24 protein-coding genes are annotated in these 26,295 nt (G+C 39.8%); 8 read left to right on the top strand and 16 right to left on the bottom strand.

Annotated elements, in window-relative coordinates:
- Positions 1-551: 551 nt before the first annotated feature.
- The 5 genes from ACSZOX_RS16210 to ACSZOX_RS16230 all read right to left on the bottom strand — a co-directional run bounded on the left by ACSZOX_RS16210 (position 552) and on the right by ACSZOX_RS16230 (position 8,755).
- Positions 552-803, bottom strand: a complete 252-nt coding sequence (locus tag ACSZOX_RS16210; protein ID WP_437921152.1) for a CPCC family cysteine-rich protein — start codon at positions 801-803, stop codon at positions 552-554.
- Complete coding sequence (locus ACSZOX_RS16215; protein ID WP_437921154.1) at positions 803-925, bottom strand: hypothetical protein; 123 nt, start codon at positions 923-925, stop codon at positions 803-805. Before ACSZOX_RS16215 ends, ACSZOX_RS16210 begins: the two co-directional genes overlap by 1 nt.
- Before the next feature lie 215 nt (positions 926-1,140).
- Positions 1,141-1,623 carry an SMI1/KNR4 family protein gene (locus tag ACSZOX_RS16220; protein ID WP_437921156.1) on the bottom strand — a complete coding sequence of 161 codons (483 nt, stop codon included), beginning with the start codon at positions 1,621-1,623 and terminating at the stop codon, positions 1,141-1,143.
- A gap of 2 nt (positions 1,624-1,625) precedes the next feature.
- Positions 1,626-5,402, bottom strand: a complete 3,777-nt coding sequence (locus ACSZOX_RS16225) for an RHS repeat domain-containing protein (RefSeq protein WP_437921158.1) — start codon at positions 5,400-5,402, stop codon at positions 1,626-1,628.
- Positions 5,403-5,416: 14 nt separating this feature from the next.
- Complete coding sequence (locus ACSZOX_RS16230; protein WP_437921160.1) at positions 5,417-8,755, bottom strand: hypothetical protein; 3,339 nt, start codon at positions 8,753-8,755, stop codon at positions 5,417-5,419.
- 322 nt (positions 8,756-9,077) lie between these two features.
- Between ACSZOX_RS16230 and ACSZOX_RS16235 the strand changes: the two genes are divergently transcribed.
- Positions 9,078-9,995: a hypothetical protein gene (locus ACSZOX_RS16235; protein ID WP_437921162.1), complete on the top strand. Its 918-nt coding sequence runs from the start codon at positions 9,078-9,080 to the stop codon at positions 9,993-9,995.
- Between the two features lie 88 nt (positions 9,996-10,083).
- Here ACSZOX_RS16235 and ACSZOX_RS16240 read toward each other — a convergent pair whose 3' ends face one another.
- The 11 genes from ACSZOX_RS16240 to ACSZOX_RS16290 form a co-directional block, all read right to left on the bottom strand.
- Positions 10,084-10,236, bottom strand: a complete 153-nt coding sequence (locus ACSZOX_RS16240) for a hypothetical protein (protein ID WP_437921164.1) — start codon at positions 10,234-10,236, stop codon at positions 10,084-10,086.
- A gap of 251 nt (positions 10,237-10,487) precedes the next feature.
- Positions 10,488-11,441: a hypothetical protein gene (locus ACSZOX_RS16245; RefSeq protein WP_437921166.1), complete on the bottom strand. Its 954-nt coding sequence runs from the start codon at positions 11,439-11,441 to the stop codon at positions 10,488-10,490.
- A complete protein-coding gene (locus tag ACSZOX_RS16250) occupies positions 11,428-12,246 on the bottom strand; it encodes a hypothetical protein (protein WP_437921168.1) in 819 nt (272 codons plus the stop codon). The genes ACSZOX_RS16245 and ACSZOX_RS16250 overlap by 14 nt, the downstream gene beginning before the upstream one ends.
- 13 nt (positions 12,247-12,259) lie before the next feature.
- On the bottom strand, positions 12,260-13,288 hold the full coding sequence (locus ACSZOX_RS16255; RefSeq protein ID WP_437921170.1) for a hypothetical protein: 1,029 nt from the start codon (positions 13,286-13,288) through the stop codon (positions 12,260-12,262).
- A gap of 193 nt (positions 13,289-13,481) precedes the next feature.
- Positions 13,482-14,381 (bottom strand): hypothetical protein, encoded by a 900-nt coding sequence (locus tag ACSZOX_RS16260; RefSeq protein ID WP_437921172.1) that lies wholly within the window; start codon positions 14,379-14,381, stop codon positions 13,482-13,484.
- A 491-nt stretch (positions 14,382-14,872) separates the two neighbouring features.
- Positions 14,873-15,373: a hypothetical protein gene (locus ACSZOX_RS16265; RefSeq protein ID WP_437921174.1), complete on the bottom strand. Its 501-nt coding sequence runs from the start codon at positions 15,371-15,373 to the stop codon at positions 14,873-14,875.
- Positions 15,363-16,610 (bottom strand): hypothetical protein, encoded by a 1,248-nt coding sequence (locus ACSZOX_RS16270; RefSeq protein ID WP_437921176.1) that lies wholly within the window; start codon positions 16,608-16,610, stop codon positions 15,363-15,365. The genes ACSZOX_RS16265 and ACSZOX_RS16270 overlap by 11 nt, the downstream gene beginning before the upstream one ends.
- 2 nt (positions 16,611-16,612) lie before the next feature.
- Complete coding sequence (locus ACSZOX_RS16275; protein WP_437921178.1) at positions 16,613-18,580, bottom strand: type II secretion system protein GspD; 1,968 nt, start codon at positions 18,578-18,580, stop codon at positions 16,613-16,615.
- A gap of 2 nt (positions 18,581-18,582) precedes the next feature.
- Positions 18,583-20,013, bottom strand: a complete 1,431-nt coding sequence (locus ACSZOX_RS16280) for a GspE/PulE family protein (protein WP_437921180.1) — start codon at positions 20,011-20,013, stop codon at positions 18,583-18,585.
- A 121-nt stretch (positions 20,014-20,134) separates the two neighbouring features.
- Complete coding sequence (locus ACSZOX_RS16285; protein WP_437921182.1) at positions 20,135-20,629, bottom strand: hypothetical protein; 495 nt, start codon at positions 20,627-20,629, stop codon at positions 20,135-20,137.
- A 2-nt stretch (positions 20,630-20,631) separates the two neighbouring features.
- Positions 20,632-21,051 (bottom strand): type IV pilin protein, encoded by a 420-nt coding sequence (locus ACSZOX_RS16290; RefSeq protein ID WP_437921184.1) that lies wholly within the window; start codon positions 21,049-21,051, stop codon positions 20,632-20,634.
- Positions 21,052-21,417: 366 nt separating this feature from the next.
- Between ACSZOX_RS16290 and ACSZOX_RS16295 the strand changes: the two genes are divergently transcribed.
- The 7 genes from ACSZOX_RS16295 to ACSZOX_RS16325 all read left to right on the top strand — a co-directional run bounded on the left by ACSZOX_RS16295 (position 21,418) and on the right by ACSZOX_RS16325 (position 26,271).
- Positions 21,418-21,777: a hypothetical protein gene (locus tag ACSZOX_RS16295; protein ID WP_437921186.1), complete on the top strand. Its 360-nt coding sequence runs from the start codon at positions 21,418-21,420 to the stop codon at positions 21,775-21,777.
- A 63-nt stretch (positions 21,778-21,840) separates the two neighbouring features.
- Positions 21,841-22,347: a hypothetical protein gene (locus ACSZOX_RS16300; RefSeq protein WP_437921188.1), complete on the top strand. Its 507-nt coding sequence runs from the start codon at positions 21,841-21,843 to the stop codon at positions 22,345-22,347.
- Positions 22,344-23,000 carry a toxin-antitoxin system YwqK family antitoxin gene (locus ACSZOX_RS16305; RefSeq protein WP_437921191.1) on the top strand — a complete coding sequence of 219 codons (657 nt, stop codon included), beginning with the start codon at positions 22,344-22,346 and terminating at the stop codon, positions 22,998-23,000. The genes ACSZOX_RS16300 and ACSZOX_RS16305 overlap by 4 nt, the downstream gene beginning before the upstream one ends.
- A 2-nt stretch (positions 23,001-23,002) precedes the next feature.
- On the top strand, positions 23,003-24,253 hold the full coding sequence (locus tag ACSZOX_RS16310; RefSeq protein WP_437921193.1) for a hypothetical protein: 1,251 nt from the start codon (positions 23,003-23,005) through the stop codon (positions 24,251-24,253).
- Positions 24,241-24,612, top strand: coding sequence for a type IV pilus modification PilV family protein (locus ACSZOX_RS16315; RefSeq protein WP_437921195.1), 372 nt, complete (start codon positions 24,241-24,243; stop codon positions 24,610-24,612). The genes ACSZOX_RS16310 and ACSZOX_RS16315 overlap by 13 nt, the downstream gene beginning before the upstream one ends.
- Positions 24,602-25,093 carry a type II secretion system protein gene (locus tag ACSZOX_RS16320; RefSeq protein ID WP_437921197.1) on the top strand — a complete coding sequence of 164 codons (492 nt, stop codon included), beginning with the start codon at positions 24,602-24,604 and terminating at the stop codon, positions 25,091-25,093. Before ACSZOX_RS16315 ends, ACSZOX_RS16320 begins: the two co-directional genes overlap by 11 nt.
- An 8-nt stretch (positions 25,094-25,101) precedes the next feature.
- Complete coding sequence (locus tag ACSZOX_RS16325; protein ID WP_437921199.1) at positions 25,102-26,271, top strand: type II secretion system F family protein; 1,170 nt, start codon at positions 25,102-25,104, stop codon at positions 26,269-26,271.
- Positions 26,272-26,295 lie beyond the last annotated feature (24 nt).

The raw sequence follows: 26,295 nt of genomic DNA on the forward strand, positions 1-26,295 counted from the left end.
ACCGGGTCTTTATGTATATAGTGCAAATATGCTTTTCCTTTAGGAGTATCTATTTCAAAAATATCTCCGACTTTGATTCTCGCCATACTTTAATAACAAATTGATTTCAAAAGTTCATACCCTCTTTGCAATTGTGCTCCACAAATTGGATTCTTAGATGAGATGCTACTTATTACGTTCAATGTCCTTTTGATATTATCCGGTATAGCCATTTAATACAGCCCCCCATATTATCCCCTTATGTACGCTACCATTGAACTCAGAGACATGGGACACATAAACAACACCGCCAAATCCGATGAAGATTGTGCTAATATATCTCGTATCATTTGGCACCTTCTCTATCGCAAAAATATCGTTTCTTGTGGTGGAATTGCAATACGATATCATTCAATTTCCAATCGCTTAGAAGAATCGGTATCAAGGGAATGAAAAGCCTCATAATAAGTTAATTTTCTTTCCTGAATTGACTCTATAAATATCTTTTCAAACTTAAAATCTACCGGTAGGCTTACCTCCTTCTGCAGTCCCCCCTTAGTGGAAACTCTATTTTATTCCTTAATTTCTTCTTTTTCAGGCAGTCTCACAAGGTCTATAAATTTCATATCGGCTGCCCAAAAGGATTTAAAATTCTCTCTTGCCTTTCGTAACGAAACTAAATTTGGCCCACCGCTGTCATCAATATGTTGTTCTTGATAAAAATCTTTTTGCCAATAACAAACAGGACAAATATCAGAAATAGCATTATCTTCTATGGTGAAAAAATCACAACAAGAACATTTTATTTTATTGATTATATTCATTATTTATTCCACTTTGCAACCTGCTCTGCCCAGTATTTAGCAGGATCACTTAATCGTCTATAAAAAGTTTCTACGACACCGTTTGGCCTCAATACACCAAATTCTCCTGTTTGCATATTCATTCTAAAAGTGTATCCAGCAGAATTTGTAAATCCCTGAACATTATCTCCTAAAGGACCATCTAACAATGATAAGGCACGTTTATAGTAAGCATCCTTTGTAACTGCCCCAAATTCCCCGGCATGTTTATTAAAGTGATGTTCAAATCTAGAAAATCTGCTATAAGCGTCTGGTAAGAGTTCCGTTCCAGTCTTAGCAGCAGCATTACCTTATTTCATCAACTCTCTTCTTTGTTAAATTGTAATTCTACCGAATTACTTAAATACAAATCAAGAAATTCCGAGAAAGTGTTTGCTATTTTTTTATACTCTTCACCACATAGAATATATACTTCATTACTCTCTGTTTCCTCTTGACTTAATTTAATTGCATATACAAATTGATTAAAACTAAAATTTGCAAAAACAAATAAATCTTTAATCATATCAATATTTACAAGAGATTGATGATTTGGAACACCTTCCCATTCTTGAAACTCCTCTGATACCTTTTTTATTTTCTCAATAGAATAAAATTCATAAAGTTCATCTGTATATTCTTCACCTGTTCCATTTAACGTCTTGAAATACTCTTTTAAACCGTCTGGAATAACAACATTGTTTTTCTGCTCAAATGATTGAACAGACTCTAAATCAACAGAGTGGAATTTATTCAGACTTTCGTCTTCCCATTTTAGTTTAAGTTTTTCTAACTGACTCATATTTAATTCATTATTTCAAGTGCTTTATTTATCATTTCCAATCTTTGGGATTGAACTTTTAATGCTGTTTCTGTAAGTTTGGTTGCAGGTGCCCCCCCCGTTCCATTCAAAATTCTAGTAGCTAATTCTTTGTAAGAAAGTAACGCGTCTTTAGATGCTATTTTAGTTCCCCCTGATTTAAAGAAAGTATTCAATTCAGTGGAATAGGTCTTTGTAAGTGCTTGAACTTCCTTAAAACCCAACTGTCCTACCCCATTAGCAGCATTCGAATTTAAATAATTAGGTCCTGGATCAGCTTCTTGAAAAGCGGAGCTTGGTTGTTCTATCTTTCCATTGTCACCTTTTAAGCCAGTCTGAATAGGTTGTTCAGCAAAAACAGTTGGGCGTCCAGTCCAAAAATTAGTTCCTTTTATGACATTCCCCAACCCTTGTGTTAATCCAGCAGTTGCGCCGGAAATTACAGCTGTTTTTACAAGTCTTTCAGCGGACATATCATAAGGGTCGCCAAAAGCTAACATATTACCAACTCCAAGAGCCATGTCACCATAAACACCTCCCACTGCGCCCGCCACAACTGCAACGGAAACCGCAGAACTAGAAAACACAAGTCCGCCAGTCGCTGCTCCTCCAGTGGCAACAGATAATCCCCCAGCAAATGCACCGACACCAAATGCTTTGAGTCCTGCAATCCAACCCTGTGCCTGAATCTCTTCCCAATGTGCAATAGTATTAACAGCACCACCTATAACCGCCCCTACTATAACGGGTACGAGAGGAGCAAATTGACCATCGGGATCTACGTACACAACGGGATTATTACCCATCGCCAAATACGGATTTATAAATTGTGTTGCGGGATCCATAACCGACCAACGACCTATAGCCGGGTCATACATGCGAGCTCCGTGGTCATACCAATTTAAATCTCCCTGATCATATAACTCTTTACCCGAATATAAATATTTATTCTTTTCACCATCTACATAAGCTAAATGAAATCCATTCTGGCCATCGCCATACATTGTCATACCATAAGGGTAATAACTATTTTGTTGGACAACTTTAGCTGTAGACTGAGTTAAATCTGTTGGATTTGGAATAAAAGTGATTCTCTTATTTCCTAAATGATCATTGATATCATACTCGAATACATAAGAATTTCCATTTTTCCGCGCTCTACCCTCGTCGGTCTGTATAAAAACGATCTGTCCTTGCTGATACTGTATACCGTTTATATAATCGATGGTAAAACTCGAAGTCCCATTAGAATACTTTGCCTGTAATTTTTCACCTGTTTTATCGTAAAGAAGATCTAGGTTATGATTAGGTCCGAAATTAACTTGAGTTGCAAGATTAAGATCATTATAAACGATTCGAATATCTTTATTTTTATCTTCTATAACATTCCCATTATTATCATAAAAGTATTCAACGCTTAGTTTAACTTTGTCATTATAACCTAACATTTTAGATGAAGATGCACTAACATCATCTATCTTTTTTGTCCGATAACCGTCATAGATGTATACCAAAGAATCGATTTGTTGTTTGCTGTTAGACGTAAATGCATATCGGCCTAAATTGGTAATATTCCCTCCAAAATCGTATTTAACAAATTCACTGTGCGAATTATCAATTACATCATCACGCTCAGCAATCGCTGCTATAATTTGATTTAATCCATCATACCGAAATTGATAACCCATTTTGGGAGGCGCTACAGACTGACTTCCAACACGACTAGTTTTCCAACGCATAGAGGCTATATTCCCTCCATATTGCGGTGCTTGAGAATCCGTATTGTATAGAAATTGCATTCCGAACAAATCCGAATCACTACTTTCGTCACCATCATTCATACCAGAGATCTTGACAAGATTTGGATCGTTGATAGAGGTTAACCATCCCTTCTCGTTATATCTATAATCAACGCTTTGTAGAAATTTATTAGAAGAGGCCTTTTTGTGTAGTTTCTTATCAATCAACTCTCCCAATTCATTATAGCTATATTCGGCCAATGTTATTTCTTCCTGACCATCTATACGTTGGCGAACCGATCGCTTTCTCCCACTTTGGTCATACTCATAAGAGGTTGTTGCTGTTAACTGTTGACTATTAGGTCCAGAGTGGCTTCGAACATATGAGACAAGTTCGCCAGCAAAGTTGTAATTATTATCTATCTGATCCACTCCCCCAAGATGATTAGTTGATTTCACCTGTATCACTTGTCCGTATTTATCATAATATGACACAGTCCACAACACAGAATTATCATTATCAGCTAACCAGGTTTTTCGTACTGTTGCACGTCCCGTAGGATACGTAACCATTGCTCCTTGACCATTAGCTGTATATCCCATCACTGAGGGCAACCCAACAACATCGTAATCATCATAGTAATTAATAAAACTATATGAAGATATACCCGTTGTGGGCCATGCTACGTTGGAATAACCCTGTCCGAGAACCGTCACAGACTCATAGGTATTGGTCGCTGCTTGTGCATTATCACGGAGTTTATAGTAAGAAAGTGTAGAAATGAATACACCGTTCAATATTGTCCTTCCTTGCGAATCGTACTTTGTAAAAGACCATTGACTCTTAGCTTTCTGATTTGCATTTTGCGAAGCAACTAGCTGATCTTTTGAATTATAGATATAATAAGTTGCGGCTACACCTGGTTCTTTTTTCTGTACGAGTCTTCTCTTTTTATCGTATGTATTCCGAACAGCATACATATCGAGTGCAGCTGCATTTAGCGTAGCTACATCTGGGTTCAGGATCGGAGGAAGGATAAAATACAGCTCTCCAAGATCGGAATAAACATAATAGGTCGATAGCATCAAAAGTGCTCCCGAATCATTCTTTACAAAAGAACGCTCTAATACAGTTTGCCCCCGCTTATCCACATACTTCTCAGCAGTATTTAATCGACCATCCGAAGCCGCCCAGTTATTATTTTTTGAGATGTAAACATTTAACTCTCCAACGGCATAGTAGCCCGCCGATGTGGGCATGCTGACCACACTTGTATCTTGGCTATTCACTGTAAATTTCCGAACCTTACGGGTGCTCGCGACATTTGCAAAGTCGACATCATTGTTGAAAAGCTCTTCAAATCGCAGTGTTCTTCCATCAGGCTGCCAGGCTGTTCCAACGGATCCCTGCTGGGTCACTTTACTTTCTGGTGTTGTATCATATATTGCTTTGCTGAAAGGAGCTGTCGTTTTTGCTACCAAAGGATCCCAACCGGTGCTACTATAAAATGCCAGTTGCCGCTCAAGATCATCAGTCTTAAACGAACCGTCTGACGAAGCCTGATCAGCATAGGGCATGTAAACGGTTGAATTTAGTCCCTGATTATCGTACCGAATTGCGGTAATAACATCTCTATAGCTATTTGATGCCATGACGTTGTTGGTTTGTATAGCCCTCCCTAAATTGTCGAAATAAGTAACCCGTTGACTTTCCTCAGCCAGGTTCCTACTATCGGACAATGTGTTCAGCCTGACGCCCGCAACTTTAAAACTACGTTCCAGAATAAAACTTCTATTTGAACTGGGGGCACTACTTAATATACGGTTGGAGGGCGTACTTGGCGCTATGAAGATTCGAACGTTTTTTCCAGAGGACACGTGAAAGCCCGGTTGTAAGACCACACTTTCAAAAGCAGTAATCTCCAACTGATTATTATATGCTGAAAGGGTTTGTTTATTTTCCTGAGCTAAGCAGCTAAAATAAATGAACAGCAGGTTGATTATGGATAATATAATGCGCATAATAGTGCTATTTATTAAAATACTATATTTTGGAATGTTCCTAGGTAACCTGGTTGTGGCATAGGCGATGATCTATTAACCAGCTTTATTCGAATATCTCCGCTTGGTTGAACTGAAATTTCATAAAGAGTCGAATTCAGAGAAACTTGCTTTGAAATAACAGTTGACGGCCTACAGTCTCCTTGTAAATTCGCTACTGTTATTCCATTGGTATACCAGTCATAATCATAGTAAGAGTTATTGCTTTGCAGTCCAAGTGCCAAATAATTTATTGTAAGGCCTAGGTTAGATCGTACGATATCTGAGGAATAAAGATCCCAATGTTGTACAGCTTGAGCAACACATCCTTGTCCTTGTTCTGAAGACAAATTCTTAAAACAGTCTACATTTTCACCCGCTAAATTATAACAATAGGTTTTTAGTACATTTCCATCTTCATCTCTTATCGCTTGTAATCTTTTCTCATAATCATAGTCATAAAAACGTACCTGCCCAGAGCCGTTCGATTCACTGTCCTTCAACCCCAAAACATTATAGGTATAACTTTTAATCTGGGAATCTCTTGGATATACCCTTACCTCATCAATCCTTGTACCATAGTTTAAATTCATATTGTTAGTATACGGCAATTTCATGTATTTCCAAGTTCCGGCAGCATCCATGTACCAAAAGTCGACAAAGTACCTTCTACCATTTTCACCAACAAAAGTAACTTGATAAGGAGAAGCTCCTGATCCCAAACCAGCAAACCGTGACAGAGAGGCCTGACTTTCAAACCCTTCATAGAAAAATATTGCGGAGCCAATGACGGAACCTGTAATATTCGAAGATGCAACTGTATTACCAACTTCTACAACCATCTGATCGTACTCATTATAGCGTACAAAGTTATATCTGCCACTTTCTCCTTTAATCGCTCCCAACCTTTTGTTTATGTTTCCAGATTCATAATAGTACTCTTTACTCGATAACTTCTCATTTGTCTGATTGAACGAAATCCGACGAAACATATTCTCCGATAACAGTTTATAGGGAACATCAAATGTATTGTGTGTTTGGAGTAATTCGTTCGACGAGGGTTCTTCCGATTTATGTACGACAACATTTCTTACATTTGCGGCTTTCAAAGAATTTAAAATAGGTAGCTGATTTGCATCCAACATCGGAATGATGGCACCATCTTCGGGGTAGTACATCGTACTTTTGATTATCGTTCCTTTTGAATTTTTCGTTTCAGAGGACCTTAATAAAAAATTATTACCATGATAGGTGTATTTTTTTTCTTGAACCATCGAATCGCCATTCAAGTCATACATCTTCGCAATTTCTTTATCTAGAGACCAACTTTCATTAAGAGTATAATAAACAAACTTTGCGTAGTCGACTGCACTAAAAGCTCCTAGAGTATAGGTAAAACTTTTTAAGCCATACCCGCCTTTTTTCCCAGAAAGAGACTTATAAAAAAACTCTTGCGTTCTAATGACTCGGCCGTTTGCATCTGCATGGGTAATCTTTTTGAGAGTGTTTCTTTTGGGACCCTGATTTATTGTAGAACCTGTAACATAAGAATATGTATTATTACTTCCCGAAACATCTAACGAACTTTTAATTGCGAAATGATTTCTATTAACAATATAATTATCCAGTATAACAACACGTATGATACTATCGGGAAATATCTCATATTCATAGGACACTGATGAGTTATTCGTTCCTATTTGCTTCGTTTTTTGATAACTTAACAAGGGAGCCATGATACCGAAAATAGAATTTGATGTGACAGCCCAAGTAGGATCTAGTATCCACCCATCATTAATCAACAACCTATCATATAATGTATTATGTACAATGCCTGAAGATTTTCCATTAAACGAATATAGATATTCCTGCTTCAACGGAACAGCCCCCTCCCGTTCATAAGTCAGGATTTTCTGCACCCTCAACCCTCCAAAAACATAATTAGAATCTACCCCCTGCTTATTAAAAGTATTATGTTCATATACGAACTCCTTGAAAGATCCAGACCGCTCCGTAACTCTAGTAAGTTGACAATACTTAGTAAGCGACAAAGAGTAAGGTTGCCTTAATTCAGGATCAACCATTTGATTTCCAGAAGTAAAAACTGTAAAATAGCCCGAAAAATCCTGTCGATCTGCGGTCCTATCATATATATGGTTATTTACATCATCTTCGGAAAAATAAGTAAAGACATTAAGCGGTTTGCCAAAACTATCTTCGTTGATATTGATAATTCTTAGGTTATCCAGTCTTAACCTACATCTATCTGATTTTTTATAGGATGTCGAATTAGCTGTATTTCCGAAATACGAATAGTTAAACAGTATCTTCTGCAAAAAAATACTTTTAGAGTTGTCCCGATATGCCGTTATACTAGTCAATCGAGGAGCTTGCCCCTCTACATCATGTCTATCATTAGAATACGAAAGTGTAAGATAGCCATTTTTCGAACTTATTCTCGTTAAATATTTTTTATTAAACTTCTGCGTATAAGTTGACTTCTCGGCGGGATTGGAACCTTGTAGCCTTATCCATGAATAATAGTTGTACGTCTCATTTTCTGTACCATATTTTGAATAATAAAAATTTAATGTTTCCGTTTTAGATGCATTAACAATTTTATCTAAATGCCAAACAGAAGTATACGTAACTTCGTCTCCTCGGATTTTTTCGGTTGTCAAATCCCGATTCCCCACCACCTGTGCAAAAGAATACTCATTTCCAGATGCGTCAATAACTAAGAAATAAGAATTATTATTTGAATTGGTATTATTTTTAAAATTATAAGGTGTAATCATAATACCATCTTCTGAAGACTTCACAACATTTCCGTCGGCGTCAAATGTAAATTCTACAGAAAACAAAGGAGTCGTTAATATGTAAAGATCGGGCTCACTATCATACTTCTGCTCAAAACCTAGATAATTGTTATGTATATATTCATTTCTTGAAAAAGCAGCTTCAATTTTTTTTCCATGTGATCCAGGACCTAAATACCCATTTACAGCGTCATCAGGAAAACTTCGTACAACTCTTGTAATACTGCCGCCACCGTTTAGACGCCATCCCAAACCTACGCTACTAGCATATTCTTGATATTTTATACCGCCACTTTGGTAACTAAGATAAAGTGACGTATTCAAATTTGCATTTGCAGTACCAAATAAAGGCACTTTCAGACTGAGTTGCCCAGTTGATGGAACAACTTCCGCTGAACTATTGAGCTTTCCAAGTGTATTTTTATCCGGATGTGGAAATGAAAAATCCGACTGTGCCATCGCTATGCCTATAATTGCAATCACATTAGCTATACCTAATAAAACGTGTTTTATCATACTTTCAAAAATCAATCATATATCCTAATCCATTTCTTTAAAATGGTGTTTTTGGTTACTTATCAAACATGGTATAATTATTTCGCCTAGCATTAATATAACCTTCAATCTAAAGAGTATCGGAATATATCAACAGAAAAGCCTTAGGCATTTTATACTCAAAAAATATTAAATCATTGTAATTAAAACATTAGTAGTTAATAACCCATTGGTTTGAATAATTTTGTTATTTTCCAAATCTACTATTAAAATTTTAGATTTCAATCAACATTTATTTAATTTGTTAAAATTTCAATTGTTAACTTTTTATTTTTCCAACCGTATGAAAAGAAATCTCATTTCAATGCTCTTTTTCCTCGTAGGCAATATCGCGATCAGCTTTGCTCAGAGCACAGACATCTTCACCACTACCGTAACCTTTCCAGGAAACTTTGTCGTTGGAGATTATATCGAGTTTGCAAAAGCTATCCCTACTGCTGCGGACGCCTCTGGTTATTATGAAATCTCTATTGCCTATACACGTCCTAATATAGCGGCAGCAGCAACCCACATCGCTTCTGCATCGCGTGGCAACCCTAGCATATGGCGGGAAGCGGGGCGCGTCAACAACAACATCTACACCACAGGAAATAATAAATTCAACTTTACAATAGATGTCAACCCAAGTACACATAGCTTTAGAATTCGGGCGATAAATACATTGGGAACAAATACCTCGACACTACCTGTCAGCATCAAAATAAGACCTATAAACATGGTCTCCGGATTTACCGCGCTGAATAACTCAGGAAATACTACGGGAAATATACAATACCTTTCGATGACTTCTGACTGGGACTTAATAGTAGGTGATCAATTAGCATCTACATCTGGTATACATGCCATCAAGGTAATTTCAAACGGAAACGTAGGGATAGGCACTACCACACCATCCGAAAAATTATCGGTCAACGGTACCATTCGCGCTAAAGAAATTAAAGTGGAAGCCGCCAACTGGCCGGACTATGTTTTTGATAAACAACACCTCCTTATGCCGCTTGACAGCTTGCAACATTTTATCTCCGCAAATGGACACCTCCCTAATCTTCCATCTGCAAACGAGGTAGAACAAAATGGTGTGAGTTTAGGTGAAATGAATAAATTGTTACTGGAAAAAATCGAAGAACTTACCTTGTATATCCTCGACCATAAAAAGGAAATAGATCTCCTTAAACAAAAAGAGCAGGCTCGGGGCAACTAAATAGCAGCTTCTATCAGATCAACCTCTTTTCCAACAAATCTTCCTGTTGAAAAAGAGGTTGATATCTTTCGGATCTAGTTCTTTATTTTTATTCTTTTTTCGACTCTAGTTTTCGAATTTGCTTCTGCAAATCAATAACATATAAAGTAAGTTCTTCGATCTTCTTTAAAAGATCAATCTGGAAAGAACCAAGGTTCACATTACTCTCCATCATTTCTTTCGCCGATGGTATTTCAGGCAAATGTTTATTCTCTTTGATAAAAGAAGATAAAGAGTCTAGCGTGCGCAGCTGATAGTCCTCCTCAAAAACATGGTCAGCCGTTTTCTATGTATTTACTAAAATTTCATGGGCTCTTATCGTTCCTACTACGTCTAGGCGATGTTCGGGCGTCCTAGTCCCCAAACCTATTCGTTGTTCAGAGAGAGAAACGTACGATCTCGTGGGCATTACGCCTGTGTAAGTTTGTGGCGAGGTTAACAATAGATTATTTTTTAATTCAGCTGTTTTTCCAATCGCTCAATAGACTTTTTTAACTGGTCAATTTGGGAGGCTTGACGTTGCAATTCCTTAATTTCTTTATCTTTTTCAATGAGATGCAAGGTCAATTCTTCTATTTTTTGCAGCAGTAAGGCGTTTGTTTCTCCTAAAGCTACCCCATTTTCGGAGACCTCCTTCGCGGAAGGAATATTCGGAAGATGTTTATTTTCTTTAATAAAAACTTCGGTATCTTTCAGGGAAGGGAGTTTGTAATTCTCTTCGAAAACATAGTCGGGCCAACTCGCCGTTTCGACCTTGATTTCCTTTGCCCGGATATTACCGTTGACAGAGAGCTCTTCTTTAGGTGTAGTCGTTCCAATACCTACTTTTCCTAAAATATTGAAATTACTAACCATTTGTGTGTTGCTCATATTAGCAACATAATCCGTAATATCCGTCAACACCGAGGTGTTTTGTGCAACTCCGTTTACGTCGTAAACAACAAATTTCAGTGATTCACCTGACGAGGTCGCCCATCCTGTAAATTGGAAACCTAAAGAGTGTTGAGCTGCGGAGTAAGGAATATCAAGCGCCATGTATTTTACACCATTATAAAGACAGGTTTTCAACTTCCAAGGCGTATCCACCCTTGTATCATCAAAGGATGACACTGTTGCCGCGATATTCCTATAAGCTGAAGAGGAATTGACAAATACAGTATTCAGCCTGTTTAAACCTGTTGCTCCTCCTCTCCGCGCAACCAGATGTCCTACCACATAGTTATTCGCTAAATCAACTCCATTATAGATGGGGTGAAGCAAGATTAGTGCTTTTGCATAAGCATTGTTGCCCGTTGCGTCTATATTCTTATGTTTATAATTCAGTGCTAATGTGGTCTCCTGTGCAGACACATCTACAATAAAGAATAGAGGCAATAAAACAAGAAATAAATATTTAATTTTCTTCATGATTGAAATGTTTGGTTTCCATAATTTTCATTCGCTGTTCGAGATCGATAATATACAGCGTAAGCTCTTCTATCTTTTTCATCAACAACTTATTCATTTCGCCCACTGAAAGGCCATTTTCTTCCACTTCACTGGCTTTAGGCACCTCAGGAAGATGTCCATTTTCTACAATAAAATCCCTCACTTCACCTATCGGTTTTAACGCATAATCGGGACTAAAAACATAATCAGGCCAGTTCGTAGCTTCCACTTTGATTTCTTTAGCGCGGATATTACCGTTGACAGCTAGCTTTTCCGCTGGCGTCGTAGTACCGATCCCCACATTGCCATCCGTGTAGTAAAGCTTAGTATCTAGGCGCTGCCATTGATAAGAGGCCCCGAAAAGGAAAGGTTTCGTATTAGCATTCGTAGCATCAAAAAATTCTCCAAATACCATCACGCCATAATTTGTTGGATGGTTGGTTGCAACTTTCACAATATTACCCTCCACCACTAAGAAAGGGTGATTAGAAATCAACGCTGCAGCCGAAACCATTCTGGTATTCCAGGTACTATCCGTACCGTTAAACCATACGAGATACTCGGCCCCCATTTGTGTACCGGTTACCTTTATCGAAAGTTTGATTCTATAGAGCCCTCCTTTGGTCAAGGATAGATTATTACCATCTTTCAATTCGACCCTATTGCTCGTGCTCACTGTCACTTGCTTTGAAAAAGTCGAGGTTTGCGCTGCTACGTTTAAGTAGGAAAACAAAGCGATAAAAACGACAACCAGTTGATGTAAAAAAACGGGAATTGACTTCATAATATATAAATGATTAATGTAATTTATTATTTTCTTCTAATTTTTGAATTCTCTTCTCTTGTTCGATGATGTAAAGCGTCAACTCCTCGACTTTTTGGAGTAAAGCTTTGTTCATTTCCCCTAAAGAAACACCTTCTGCTTCGGCTTCCTTAGCACGAGGAATACCAGGCAAATGCTTATTGGTTTTAATAAAGGCTTCTGTATCCTTTAACAAGGGTAGATCGTAGTTCTCCTCGAACACATAATCCGGCCAATTGGTAGCTTCCACTTTGATTTCTTTGGCACGGATATTTCCATTGACCGCTAACTTTTCTGCAGGATTGGTCGTGCCAATACCTACATTTCCATTCGCTATAGAATGATTACCACTCCCCGTTAACTGCAGCACACCAGAAGATATTACATCACTGTGTGAATCCAATACCGTGCGCCAGTTGTTAAAGTTGCCTTGTCCATTGTCACTGGAACCACTCGTCGACGCACTACCTCTAAAATACATTTTCTTATCGTTTGCCCCGAAATATATATCCGTTTCCCAATGCGATGTGCGACCGAAAATTGCCAATAAAGTTCCATAACTATTACTTCCCGGTGCCGTCCCACCAGGCCGCGCTGTAACATAATCATCAAATAATTTGATACTCATCGGATCCACCTGTGTGCGTGGTGCTAATGCAAAATTGTAATTTACTAATGGAAAGTTTAGCTGGTTAACTTTAACACTACCAATCACATCCAGCTTTTGTATTGGATTGCTGGTACCAATACCTACATTTCCTCCCGTATCGTTTATTATAATATTTCCGATATCATTAGCGATCGTATTCGTCACACTTCGGATGTAAAGATCTCCGGTAGGATTAACGTGCTCTAGGATCGTTGCACCAATGGCTACATTGTTCCTAAACTGCGTGTAACCAAAATTGGTTACTCCAGTTCTCGATATTGTTTCTGTGGTCGTTTTGTTACCAGAAAAAAATTCTTGACTATACACTGATAATGAACAGAGTAACCCGCAAGATAGGAAGAGAATGTATTTCATATGTTAATAACTATTTATGACTGTTTGATTTCATTGGAATAAATAAGCTTGTTTCACTTGGTTTGCGTCCTAAAGTCCTTATGGAATATCCAGATTTCTTTTGGAGAGTTCACTTCGTTCGGCTATCTTCAATGGATTATTTTAATTCATATATGTGTTGTAATCGTAGACATTTCATAAAAAGTTAAATAAATTAAGGCTTAGCAATATTTAACGTTGTATTGATACGTTCAACAGCCTCTTTTAAGAAAATAATATCTGCGTTCTGTTTTTCGATCTCTTTATCCTTCTCAATTAGATGCAGTGTTAGCTCCTCTATTTTCTGAAGAAGAAGGGCGTTAGTTTCCCCTAAGGAAATACCTTGTTCTGCGACCCTAGCTGCCGAAGGGACCCCAGGTAAGTGTTTGTTCTCTTTGATAAATGCATATACTGATTGAAGCGATGGAAGATCATAGTTCTCCTCGAACACATAGTCAGGCCAATTGGCAGCCTCTACTTTAATTTCTTTGGCACGGATATTTCCATTTACAGCTAATTTCTCCGTGGGATTTGTCGTACCAATACCTAAATTTCCATTCGCTATAGAATGATTACCGCTACCCGTTAACTGCAGTACACCAGAAGATATTACGTCACTGTGTGAATCCAATACCGTGCGCCAGTTGTTAAACTGACCTTGTCCATTCTCGCTTGCGCCACTGTTCCAACCACTCACTCTAAAATACATTTTCCGATCAGCGCCAAAATACAAATTAGTCTCCCAATGTGACGATCGACCATAAATTGCCAACAAAGTTCCGTATCGATTTCCGCCGGGACCTTCACCTCCACCAGGTCTGTAAGTGACGTAATCATCAAACAGCCTTATACTCATAGGACTAAGCTGTGTCCGTGGTGCTAGAGAAAAATTATAATATGTCGATGGAAAATTCAATTGGTTAGCTTTCACGGTACCAACTACTTCCAACTGCTGTGTGGGACTGGTGGTTCCTATCCCTACATTTCCACTCGTAGGAAAAACATTCGTCTGCGCGTGGCTCCCTAAAACTCCAATACAACACAGTACAAACAGTATTTCTTTTAAATTTTTCATAATTTATATCAATCGTTAAGTCATTTACCAATATTCAAATACGACAGTCAACTTTGATAACCATACAGTTTCTGCTTTCCAATAGCTCAACCCTTGTAAATATTACCCGAACTTTGTACTCTCAGATCCGCGATAAAACAGATAACAAGGATAAGTAAATACAAGGTTTTGTTCATAACAAATGGAATACACATATTAAAATTCACCGTAAATTAAAAATTGTTTCAAAAAGAAATACCACAGGTAATCTTACTTTCCATACATGAATAAAGTGAAATTAAATTATAGCGTTAATTTTAACAATTAATAAATGGCACATATTGTGAACTAATCTACGAAAAATCAGAAAATAACAAAAAATTATTTCACTTTATTTGTAATTAGAAAATACTTGATAAAAGGAATAGCTTTCTATTAGAATACGTTTTAAGAACTTCCTGCCGGTAAATGCAATCTTAAAACGAAGAGCACGCTTTGAGGAACAAAATTAATCAGACCTCTGTCTTTAGGCTAACAAGGCGTATACTATATTTCAATTGCTCTTTCTCCACATAGGCACGGATAGATTTAACAAAGTAATCTTTTTCCAAAATTCGCAAGGCTTTCTGAAGTTGAGCGAAAGAGCCGTTCAAAACCAGATCACGCTCGGCGGTGAGGGAATTTGTACCCACTGCTTTATTTTCATAGCTAACGCCCACGGGCTGTGTGGAGAGCAAACCACCGACCTGACTTAGCAGGCTGCCGACCCAAAGCGTAGAATCTGCAGCATATCGCTGCAACAAGCTATCCTGGCGCGCTAATTTCTCGCGAAGCTGCACTTTGGCCAACGCTCTGGTTTGACCATTTGCTACACCTGCACGCAGTCTATTGTAGTCACCGATTAAGGCAAAGGTTTTCCCAAAGGCCAAATACCATGATAACACGAGCAACACAATAGCGAAGACCAGCAAGCCCTTATTCTTCTGCCGATATGTCCAGTCTTTAAAAATCATATTTATACACTATAGTTACCACAAAATCTTTGAGCGTGCTGTTGGGCTTATTTTGATCCAAGAACTTACTAATTTCGACCGAACTGAGCCATACCTGATGACTCAGGTTGCGCGTCCAGCCCTCCAATTGGTTTAACGTTTCACAGGTGCCGGTGAGCTGTATCTTATAGCGGTTGTCCGTTTCTCCCATCGTTGTTCCAGTACGCCTGCTAGCGATAGGGTTAATACTGAGCGATTGCCAGGCAACGCCCTGATGCCCCTGCAAGGACCCCGCCAACTGATTCAAAATCCAAGACTTATGTAAACCTCCATTCCAACCCAAGGCAACAAGCAAAGAATCATTGGTTTCCGCCTTTTCACTAAGCTTTTCCAATTCATTGGCGTTAGAGAAATTTTCTTTATGCTGCGAATCCATCGCCTCATAGGCACTCGAATAATGTGTATACACCACCGTATTGATCAGTAAGAGCACGAAAAAGAACAGTAATAGCCCCAAACCGTTGACTTTAAATTTCCTTTGCTGCCTAAATTCTTCCAAGCGATCGTTGACAAGTGGATAGTCCACATCCAATCTCGTCAAAAAGCGATGCATCAATAATGAAAAAGCGGCAGCATAGGCTTGCACATAATCCTCGGCGATTGCTGTATCCTGCACTTTAAGCGTAAACGCGGCCCGTTCCTCTGCCGAATAGCGGTAGCTTTCCCATATTTTTTCCTCGACGGAGCGGACAATATGATGTCCGTCAAAAGAAAAATGTTCATTGTAGCTGTTGAGCTGATCCAGTATGTTATCAGCGACGAAAGGACCAATATAAAGTTGAACCAAAGCTAGATCTTCTTCCCAAAAGAAGGACAGCAATTCGGACAACATCGTGCCGCGTACCAGCGCTAACCATCCTTTTTGCCGACCAGCAAAATAACTGAACACATACTCGCCTTCACGATAATTGGGGAAAACAGGCAGAATATCCTCCTGGCGGATCTGTTCTAAGACAGGCATTTCTTTCAACAAAATACCGCGGCCCTGCAAGTGCAGTGCTACTGGAAGTTGTTTATTCGTCTTTAAATAACGGATCAATCCTTCCTTGGCATCGAAGGTTTTACGCTCAAGGATATCGATATCGTCTTTCTCGCGTTTTAGACGGCAGGCCGCATAACTTGCTCCATGCACGCCAATAACGCAGCTTAGACCGATAGCTTCTCGAATGCCATATAGTTCCTCGACTTTATTCCACATCGTTAATAGATAATCGTTGGTTTGATAAAGACCACAGAAACTACTTTACGAACGGTTTTCTCTTTACTACTGAAGAGCCAGCGTAAGACGGGAATACGGGATAGTACGGGTACACCACTTCCAGAATCGCTATTTTCCATACGTTCTATTCCTCCTAATACAATCATATCTTCATTGCGTGCGCGCACAATGGATTGAAATTTACTCGTAGAAGTAGGTGGCGGCTGATTCGCTGGTGTTGTACCGATAAAATCAGTGATATCTACCTTAATATCGAGTGTAATCTGATCATCACCTGATACAACAGGGCGGATTTTGATATCCATATTTGCTTCTACAGGTGTATATTGTTCTGTTAACAGTGTTTGCGACTGAAACGATGGAATTACATTCTGTGTTTCTGTACGGTAATAGCGCTTGCTTCCGATACTTAGCGAAGCACTATGCCCATTTAAGGTGGAAAGCTTGGGCACGGAGCGCATATCGACGTTTTGATTTTCTTCCAGCGCTTTGAGCGTCAAATAGAAATTGGGCGATACCCTCCCCAGATTAAAGCTACCATTTGTTCCGATCTGCGACAGAAAACGATTGATGCCTCCTGAACCAAAGGTGAAGTTGACGCCATCTCCCAAAAGTTTGCCCCCCATAACGGTGGTACTATCGGCAATGCCTGCCGAGATACCCGTAGAAATTGTATGTCCTTTTTGAATATCCAAAATGGTGACCTCGATGAGTACCATAGGCACTAGCTTATCCAATTTTTTCAGGTATGCTTCGATCTCGTTGATCTGTGGCGAGGAACCTGAAAGCAACAACATATTCTGTTCCTTAAATTCCTTAATCTCAACATCCCTACGCCAATCCATCGGCACCATGGCTAGAAGTGTGTCGATAGAGCGGTGCTGCAGCTGTACAATACGGCTATCACGCAGTCCTTCCATCTTCCGGTCGCCGATCATATAGGTTCCATTTTCTTTGCGGAAGGTATACTGTGTGGTCTGAAAAATGGATGTCAGAAAATCGTCGAATGATATATCACGGACGTTTGCACTCACCTGCCCCTGCAATGGAGAATAGATAAAATAATTAACTTCCGCATCCTGGGCCGCGCGCTTAATAAGGTCAACGATCGGCGTGTTCTCTGCCTGGATTGTAAATAGCTTGCCACGATCCTGCATTTGACCATATACAGTAAAGCCTCCGGGAGCCCCCATAGATTGCTGCATCCCTCCCATATCGTTGCGCCCTTGTTGCGCCATATTGCTTCTGTAGCGCACTGCGGTCTCCTTCTGTTGGTTGATAAATAGTTCTTCTCCCGGAATGAGATCTTCGAAAACATACACACCGTCCTGTGTACGGTTGTAACGTAAATTATTGGCAAAGGCCAATTTTTCCAAAGCCACTTCAAAAGGTGCAGCGGCCATAAATCCACTGATGGTTTTCCCTTGTAGAGCCACAGGTACTACGATATTTTTTCCTGACAAGGAGGAAATCACCTGAGCAACATCACGCAGCACATCATTATTTAACTCGTAGCTTAGGCTGTTGTCAGCTATATTGTAGGTTACCTTGATTTGTTTGGGCGGAATAACGGGCTCCAGACCTTGCATTTTACTGATCGACATGATCGAACCGATAACCTGAATATCCAATTGATAGGTCTTACTTAGAAAAAGTAACACATTCAGAGCGGTTTCATCCCTAAAGTTATTAACGATAGGCATTTGCAGATCGGGCGATACATTGATATTTAAGGTATTGGCTTCGGCCAGTGCGCGGACAAATTCCTGTAAAGACACTCCCGAAACAGCGAGTTGCACTTTTTCATTCAATCCGGGTACCATCACCGACAACACTTTTAAACGTTGCTCCACCTGTTGATATTGCTGCTCAGCAGATTGCTGTGCCATCAACATCGACAGACTGCAACACATCACTCCAAGAAGCACAACAATTCTTTTCCAGTTCATTCTTAATAGTTAAAAAGCAAGGGGTATATTTCTTCAATCGTAGTCAATTGTTGCGCAAACAGTTCAAAGGCATTTTCGCCCAATGTTCTGATCTGCCTTTCTTTCAGTAATTGTTCGACCTGCATATTTTCTTTCTTAATTTCGTCGGCTAAATCCCGATCCAATGGTATAATTTCGTATACCGCTTTACGGCCTTTGAAACCGGTAAAGTAACATTGACTGCATCCTGTAGCTACAGCATGCTCGTTTACTTCATAGTAGGGCTTGAATTGTTTCGGATAGAGGCCTGCATCCATAGGTTTGGTCGTTTTGCAATGCGGGCAAAGCAATCGGACAAGCCGTTGGGCTACAGTAGTATTCAATGTATTTGCAATAAGGAAGCCGGGAATACCCATATCGATCAAACGGGAGATTGTTCCCCAGGCTGAATTCGTGTGGATCGTGGACAGCACCAGGTGACCTGTTAAAGCGGCACGGATAGCCATATTGGCGGTATCGGGATCCCGGATCTCGCCCACCATAATAATATCCGGATCCTGACGTAGAAATGTACGCAAGGCTGCCCCAAACGTTAGTCCAATATTTTCACGCAACTGCACCTGATTAATTCCTTCTAGTGTATATTCGATAGGGTCTTCAATCGTCAGGATATTGGTTGTATCTTTATTGAGGTATTTTAAGGTCGCGTAAAGTGTTGTTGTCTTTCCGGAACCGGTAGGTCCGCTGATCAGCAAAATACCGTTCGGCTTTTTCACACCGTGCAGGTAATTTGCGAGATCGCTCTCCGACATGCCCAACGATTCGATATGAATATTGGTCGCGTTGTTATTTAACAGACGCAAGACGACTTTTTCACCGTGTAATGTAGGCAATACCGAAACGCGGATATCAAAATTTTCGCCGTTTTTGGCGTAATGTATACGACCATCCTGGGGAAGACGCTTTTCGGCAATATCCATCGTGGACATGATCTTGATCTTATTGATCAGCGCCGGATAATCGGTCTTGGATAGTGAATAGCGTTCGACCATCAGACCATCTATACGGATCCGTACCCGTCCTCTATTTTCAAAACTCTCGATATGGATATCACTGCTTTTGAGTTGCTTGGCTTCCCATATGAGGTTATCCAGAAAATTGTTATCGAAAGTTAATTGTTGCAGAGGCCTATCGTTTGCGGCATTATGGTCTTCAAAATAGTAGCGTTGCAAGAGGTGATCAACTTCTTCCGTTTCGACAGAAATCAAGTTAAACGAAAATCCTAAAACCATTGCCAGCTCATCTTCCAAGGAAGAGGTATCCTGATCAGTCAACAGGGTGACAATTTCGTTCTGCCGATCAACAGCTATAATACGGTAATGCCTTGCCAACTGCCGGGGCAATTGCTTGATGACCTGTTCGTCTACAGTGTATGACAAGGATTTTATCGTCATGGAACAAAAGTTAATAATCGCGCGTTAAAAATTATACGGTTATGTTACGTATCGCTAAAAATAGACATTGCATTTGAAATATTCAAAAAAACAATACATTTGCTTTTCATATTTTCCCTAATTAGCGTTGGAACAGATTAGAAAGAGCGAACCAGCCCCAAAAAGTGGCCGGTAAATACAATAACAGACAGGCTGATTGCATACCGGCGAGGGGAATATGTTGATCTTTTCCTTGAATATGAAAAAATAGTGGCGTGAAGATCAAACTAACAATCAGGGTGAGAATGGTGAAAAGAATATATTCTTGCAGATCGAAGTAAGGCGTGATCGCTAAAAAGAACAGCACATCGCCCCAGCCTAGATAGCGATCAAAAATAAAAACCAGTTTTCCTTCCTTCACGGAAAAATAAAGTGTCAGGAGTAACAAGAGCAATCCGACGAATACCAGGTTGAAGCCCATCTGCAAGAGCAGCTCGTAAATCCCGATGAAACGCATGGACAAACCGCATAGTCCGATCAATAACATCGGATACCACCAAAGGTGCACCATGCGCCAGCGAAAATCTTCCCAGGCGATGCCTAATGCAGCGACTATTGCAATCCCCAGCCAGAGCACGATTAGTCCGCTGTAACCTCTTTTAGATTTTTATCCTGATCGATTTCCCAGACATTGAAAACACCATCGCCATCAAAGTCTACAACTGAAGTTGCACGAGCGAGAAAGCCCTTACTATCGGCTTGAATAATTTCAATGCGGTAATTTGCTTTTCCGTCCTCGCCTTCTGTCGTCAGTTTTTCCTGTATAAATCCGATTTCTTCCAGACTCGTCGAGTACTTGGATTTTTCATAAAAGAAATTCTTTTCCAGCGTCTGCACGTGCTGCAACTGCATTTTCGCTTCGGTACTTTTTGCTTTTGTAATCAAGGGCAATAGATTGGGCAGAACCAATAACACCAGAATGCCGATGATAACCAACACCACGAGAATCTCCGTCAAGGTATAAGCCTTTAATCGCTTGGTATAAATTTTATGCTTCATAACTTAAATTAATCACCTGACGAAGATAATTAAATTGATTTGGTAAAAAAAATCAATAATGGATGAAAATAGGATAATTTGGAAGTATCATACGAGCTTTAAAATTCATGATCTATCTTCTTAGCCTAGGATAGAATGTTTCGAAACTTTTCCAATCGACTCCATATTGAATAAAACATCAACTTAAAAAATCAACCGATAAACAAAAAACAGATGAATATTTTATTCAGAATGAATTTATTAACTTTTTTTTTCGATTATAAAATGGGGTAAAACAACGAACTAGAAGCTGTCATTATTTAACAATCAGAGAAAAGTTGCATGTAACAAGTAAATTCTCTTTATATTTACTTCGTACTGATTATTATGAAGAAATTAGCGGTTTGTTTGTTCGTTGGACTGGGGTTATGTGCCTGTGCTGACTTTATCGAATATCCTTTAGAGAAGGAATCTGTCGTTCTTTTGGCCCCAGCGGATAATTTGGAAACACAGGATACGGTACTTACATTTTGGTGGGAAACGCATCAGGATGCTCGCTATTACCGCCTGCAGATTGTACGTCCAAATTTTCAAGAGATCGAGACCTTAGTTATGGATTCGTTGGTAACGAAGAACCAACTTACAGTGGAATTACAGCGAGGAAACTTTGCCTGGCGTGTTCGACCGGAAAACGATGGCAGTGTGGGATTATTCAAGGAAGAACGAAGCTTACATATTACAGAGTAAAGTCCCCGCCAGTAAAACACAAGATATTTGGATCGATCGGGTATTCCAACATGATTAAAATAAATGAAGAACAATAAAGCCATGACCTATGTTTTGCTAGCCCTCGTTGTCGGGATATGGGGCTATGTGATCTACAGCGTTCTGGCAAAAGTGAACGATGGTGACGATTTCGCTGTACAACAAGCTACAAAAACAGTCGCGCAAGAAAACCTTAATTATTACCATTGGCGCGATTCTCTGCGTTATGATAGTGTTTATACATCTCCTTTTTCTTCCGATGCGGCGATGGCGACATTGAAGGAGAACAGCGATGAAGGCCTTGATCTACAGACAAACCCCGTTATGGAATCTTATGATCCGATGGCGTATGCTCCGGCAATGGATATTCAATACTTAGGCTTTATCGAAAATGAACAACAGCAGCAACGAGTAGCTTTGGTACAGATCAATGGCAGGCAATACTACATGCGCCAACAGCAAACAATGGATGGTGTAAAATTGCTTCAGATTGCTACTGGCAGTATTAAGGTAAAAACCGATTATCAAACTCTTACGATCAACAAACAATGAAATTAACTAGCATACTATTCGTTTTTTGTGGGCTTTCACTAACTGTTTCTTCTGTAAAGGCGCAGGCCGAACTGGAATTCTTTGAAAACTTGCAAAACCGCATCACCATCAATCAGGACAACGGTGCAAAGGAAGTATTTACCGTGACACCGAAAGTTATAAAAGCAAAATCAAACGCCTTATATTACTGGTATCAATCGCAAAAAATACAGCAGACACAGGGAGGCTACACGGGCAAACTTTTGGATGGCCAATACACCTTTTTCTACCCCAGTAAGCAATTGGCCAAACAGGGTTCTTATAAGCGTGGATTGGCTCATGGACAATGGAAAGCATGGAATAACAACAATCGTCTATCTAAGGAAGAAACCTGGAAAAAGGGACATCAGAATGGCGAGGCTTCGTATTATGATGAACAAGGCCACCTACTTAGCAGGGGGCAAATGAAAGAAGGAACCTGGAACGGAAAAGTATGGACCTTCAGCCCTGCAGATACGACCTACCAATGGGCATATTACAAAGCAGGAAAGCCGATCAGCAAAGAATCGTATATAAACGCGAGCGTATTCCGTCGCTCGGGGCGTTTTTTTGGAAATCTTTGGAATAGAACATTCCATCGGAAAAAGGAAACGGATGTTGTCATCCCGGAATAACGATGGTTAAAGCCTCTGCCCTACACCTGTCGCTGGTCATTGCGCTTATTGTCAGCATTTTGCTTGGCAGCCTGATTTATTTGCATTCCTTTTACCGCACTGAGCAGCAAAAGATAAAACGTTGGGATATTCTTCAACAGGAAATACAATCAGGAACGATACTTTCTCTATCGAATTATTTTCCCTACACGGATAAAGACAGTTTAATACTGTCTCCTGTTACCTTAACAGATAGCATGTTAATCGGAAAGAGGCATTGGGGCTTCTTCGACCTGGTAACGCTACACAGTTGGCGTAACAGCGATTCGTTGCATCGCAGTTTTTTTGCAGGAGTAACACTCAAAGATAGTACAGTGCTTTATATCGTTGATGAAGACAGACCGATTTCCATAAGTGGTAAAACATTGTTGGAGGGAACAGCTTTTCTTCCGAAATCGGGCATTCGCCCTGCTTTCGTTGATGGCAGTTATTACGAAGGTATAGAGGAAATGGTGGATGGCACTATCAAAGAAAGTGCGATGAACCTTCCTGCACATGAACAGGATCGCATTGGCGAGATAAAACGGTTTTATAAAAATGCTTCCGGTTCAGGCTACGAACCGATTTCTTACGATGCTGTATTGAAACAAAGTTTTTTTCAGCCTACAAAGTATTATCACTTAAAAGCTCCAGAGACACTTTTACAGGATTCCATCAAGGGAAACATTGTCATTATCGCAGACTCCGCTATAACCATCTCCAGTAGAACGTCTTGGGAGGATGCCATCGTGATTGCTCCTTACATCAAATTGGAAGATGATTTCAGCGGAAAGGGGCAGTTCTTTGCGCTGGACTCCATACGTACGGGTAAAGGTGTGAAACTTCATTATCCATCTGTACTTGCACTTCTAACTCCGGATAGTTCGGGTGGTATCCTACAACTCTCATTGGGAGACAATAATACCGTGGAGGGACTTATCTTATTGCACAGAGCAAAGGTCGGAGATCAAAAAGACGTGTTATCGGTAGGAAAAGAAAGTAAAGTGCACGGCGATATCGTTAGCTTCGGACTTCTGAAGTATACTGATCCTATCCAGGTATCCGGTGCTGTGTACTGTTACCGATTCATCACCCAACGACCGAGCTCGCTCTACGAAAACTATTTAATAAACTTAACCTTAGAGCGGCAAAAACTCCACCCTTATTATGTACGACCACATTTCTGGCTACCTGATAAATCGACAAAACAAGCTATTGTACAATGGTTAAAGTAACATCGAGCTATCGGCAGCGCTTGAAAGCTTCTACATTGGTGGAGGTGTTGATCGCATTGGTTATCCTTTTGACGGTGTTTGCACTGGGAATGTTAATATTCGCACGCCTGAACCGATCGGCATTGAGCAACACCCAACAGGTTATCCAATTTAAATTGCAACAGATCAGCTTGAACTACGATCAAAATAAAGGGGATGAGGAACTGTTTTTCTCGGATGGACATATTCAATATATCATCGAAGAGGAAGAACTGTTAGATTATAAGGACCGTAAGAAAGTTAAGTTTTATGCATTTGATACAGAACAGGAGAAGGTGATTGATAGCCTTGTTAAGATAATAGCGATTGATGAAGAGTAGCAGAAAATATCAGGCCTTTACATTATTGGAACTGACAATTGCCATGCTTATTGCTGCGATATGTCTAGGTATTGCGTTTTATGTATTAAACACGTTCAGCCATATCAGTATCAATCAACAAAAAGAAAAGCAGCAAAGTTATTTGCTATTGCTATTTCAATACAGACTCCAAAAGGAAGCTTTTGAAGCTGAACGTATTTGGTTTGCAGAAAACAGTTTACTGTTGGAACGTAGCGGATTATCGACCCAGTATGCATTTTTGGATTCGGCAATCGTGCGCATACAAGGCGATGTTGCTACCGATACACTGCGTGGGCATATTCTTAATTTGGATGTTCGTTATTTAAAAGACTTGGAGCAGGAACTTGTACAATCCTGTTCATTCGACCTACAGATCGAGGATGCGGCCTACCCTTTTGTCTTACAAAAGATATATAGTGCAGAAGAATTAGTAAGTTTATCTCAAAATACGCAAGAATAAAAGTCCTTATGCCAAAAGTTGATATCTCGTCTTATAAAAAGAAAAACGTAACTGCTGTCAGGAATGCGGGCACTGTCGGCGATACACAGAAGGGCGGCGATATTATGGCCTTTCTCAATAAGGATATTTCATTCGGCAGTGGACAGCTATCTGACAAGAAAAAAGAAGAATTCTATCTGGAATTTAGTACCCTTCTTCTATCTGGTATTGATATACGAACGGCTTTCGATCTGGTATTGGTTGATCAGAAGAATAGTAAAGATTCCAAGATCTTTACGGATATCAAAGAGAACGTGGTGAAAGGCTCAACGCTTTCAAACGCTATCCAACAGAGTGGAAAATTTAGCACCTATGAGTTTCAGAGTATTCGTATTGGCGAGGAAACCGGGAAGCTTGGCGAAGTGCTCAAAGAGCTGGCCCTCTATTACAAAAGTAAGATATCCCAACGTCGTAAGATCGTATCCGCACTGACATATCCGATCATCGTACTTTGTACATCGCTTGGGGCCGTCTTCTTTATGCTGAAATTCGTGGTACCGATGTTTGCAGACGTTTTCACCCGTTTTGGTGGCGACCTTCCTTGGATTACGGCATTTATTCTTCGTGTTTCCAATTTTATCGACGGCACATTTTTGTGGGGTATACTGTTACTCGGTGGGGGCATTGTATTTTTATACAGCAACCGCAAAAAATTATGGTACCGCAAATGGTCATCCCGTATCATTCTTAAAATACCGTTGGCTGGAGAGCTTGTGCGAAAGATTCACCTGGCACGCTTTGCCAACACGATGCGCTTATTAGTCGGAACGAATACACCTTTGCTATATGCTATTCAGCTGGTAGAGCAGATGACTGATTTCTATCCTATTCAGGAGTCTCTAAGAGAGACGGAAAAGTCTATTATGCACGGCGAATCTTTACACCAGAGTTTGGCTGCATTTTCCTTTTACCCCGCGAAGGTAATACAGTTGATCCGGGTAGGCGAAGAAGTAAACCGATTGGAGTTCTTTTTTGAGAAAATAGCGAACCAGCTGACCGAGGAAGTGGAATATAAAACCGCAACGATATCAACCGTATTGGAACCACTGATTATTATTTTTCTTGGACTAGTAGTAGGACTGATTTTGATCGCTATGTATTTACCTATGTTCCAAATGAGCAACAGCTTTGGCGCTTAGACCCGTCAAAGTATTGGGATGAAT

The organism is Sphingobacterium sp. LRF_L2 (genome assembly GCF_965644235.1).
GTDB lineage: Bacteria > Bacteroidota > Bacteroidia > Sphingobacteriales > Sphingobacteriaceae > Sphingobacterium.

What these genes read in the sequence shown, in the direction of transcription:
- ACSZOX_RS16210 (WP_437921152.1), bottom strand. Translation starts at nt 803, where the DNA reads ATGAATATAATCAATAAAATAAAATGTTCTTGTTGTGATTTTTTCACC.
- ACSZOX_RS16215 (WP_437921154.1), bottom strand. Translation starts at nt 925, where the DNA reads ATGAATATGCAAACAGGAGAATTTGGTGTATTGAGGCCAAACGGTGTC.
- ACSZOX_RS16220 (WP_437921156.1), bottom strand. Translation starts at nt 1,623, where the DNA reads ATGAGTCAGTTAGAAAAACTTAAACTAAAATGGGAAGACGAAAGTCTG.
- ACSZOX_RS16225 (WP_437921158.1), bottom strand. Translation starts at nt 5,402, where the DNA reads ATGCGCATTATATTATCCATAATCAACCTGCTGTTCATTTATTTTAGC.
- ACSZOX_RS16230 (WP_437921160.1), bottom strand. Translation starts at nt 8,755, where the DNA reads ATGATAAAACACGTTTTATTAGGTATAGCTAATGTGATTGCAATTATA.
- ACSZOX_RS16235 (WP_437921162.1), top strand. Translation starts at nt 9,078, where the DNA reads ATGAAAAGAAATCTCATTTCAATGCTCTTTTTCCTCGTAGGCAATATC.
- ACSZOX_RS16245 (WP_437921166.1), bottom strand. Translation starts at nt 11,441, where the DNA reads ATGAAGAAAATTAAATATTTATTTCTTGTTTTATTGCCTCTATTCTTT.
- ACSZOX_RS16250 (WP_437921168.1), bottom strand. Translation starts at nt 12,246, where the DNA reads ATGAAGTCAATTCCCGTTTTTTTACATCAACTGGTTGTCGTTTTTATC.
- ACSZOX_RS16255 (WP_437921170.1), bottom strand. Translation starts at nt 13,288, where the DNA reads ATGAAATACATTCTCTTCCTATCTTGCGGGTTACTCTGTTCATTATCA.
- ACSZOX_RS16260 (WP_437921172.1), bottom strand. Translation starts at nt 14,381, where the DNA reads ATGAAAAATTTAAAAGAAATACTGTTTGTACTGTGTTGTATTGGAGTT.
- ACSZOX_RS16265 (WP_437921174.1), bottom strand. Translation starts at nt 15,373, where the DNA reads ATGATTTTTAAAGACTGGACATATCGGCAGAAGAATAAGGGCTTGCTG.
- ACSZOX_RS16270 (WP_437921176.1), bottom strand. Translation starts at nt 16,610, where the DNA reads ATGTGGAATAAAGTCGAGGAACTATATGGCATTCGAGAAGCTATCGGT.
- ACSZOX_RS16275 (WP_437921178.1), bottom strand. Translation starts at nt 18,580, where the DNA reads ATGAACTGGAAAAGAATTGTTGTGCTTCTTGGAGTGATGTGTTGCAGT.
- ACSZOX_RS16280 (WP_437921180.1), bottom strand. Translation starts at nt 20,013, where the DNA reads ATGACGATAAAATCCTTGTCATACACTGTAGACGAACAGGTCATCAAG.
- ACSZOX_RS16290 (WP_437921184.1), bottom strand. Translation starts at nt 21,051, where the DNA reads ATGAAGCATAAAATTTATACCAAGCGATTAAAGGCTTATACCTTGACG.
- ACSZOX_RS16295 (WP_437921186.1), top strand. Translation starts at nt 21,418, where the DNA reads ATGAAGAAATTAGCGGTTTGTTTGTTCGTTGGACTGGGGTTATGTGCC.
- ACSZOX_RS16300 (WP_437921188.1), top strand. Translation starts at nt 21,841, where the DNA reads ATGAAGAACAATAAAGCCATGACCTATGTTTTGCTAGCCCTCGTTGTC.
- ACSZOX_RS16305 (WP_437921191.1), top strand. Translation starts at nt 22,344, where the DNA reads ATGAAATTAACTAGCATACTATTCGTTTTTTGTGGGCTTTCACTAACT.
- ACSZOX_RS16310 (WP_437921193.1), top strand. Translation starts at nt 23,003, where the DNA reads ATGGTTAAAGCCTCTGCCCTACACCTGTCGCTGGTCATTGCGCTTATT.
- ACSZOX_RS16315 (WP_437921195.1), top strand. Translation starts at nt 24,241, where the DNA reads ATGGTTAAAGTAACATCGAGCTATCGGCAGCGCTTGAAAGCTTCTACA.
- ACSZOX_RS16320 (WP_437921197.1), top strand. Translation starts at nt 24,602, where the DNA reads ATGAAGAGTAGCAGAAAATATCAGGCCTTTACATTATTGGAACTGACA.
- ACSZOX_RS16325 (WP_437921199.1), top strand. Translation starts at nt 25,102, where the DNA reads ATGCCAAAAGTTGATATCTCGTCTTATAAAAAGAAAAACGTAACTGCT.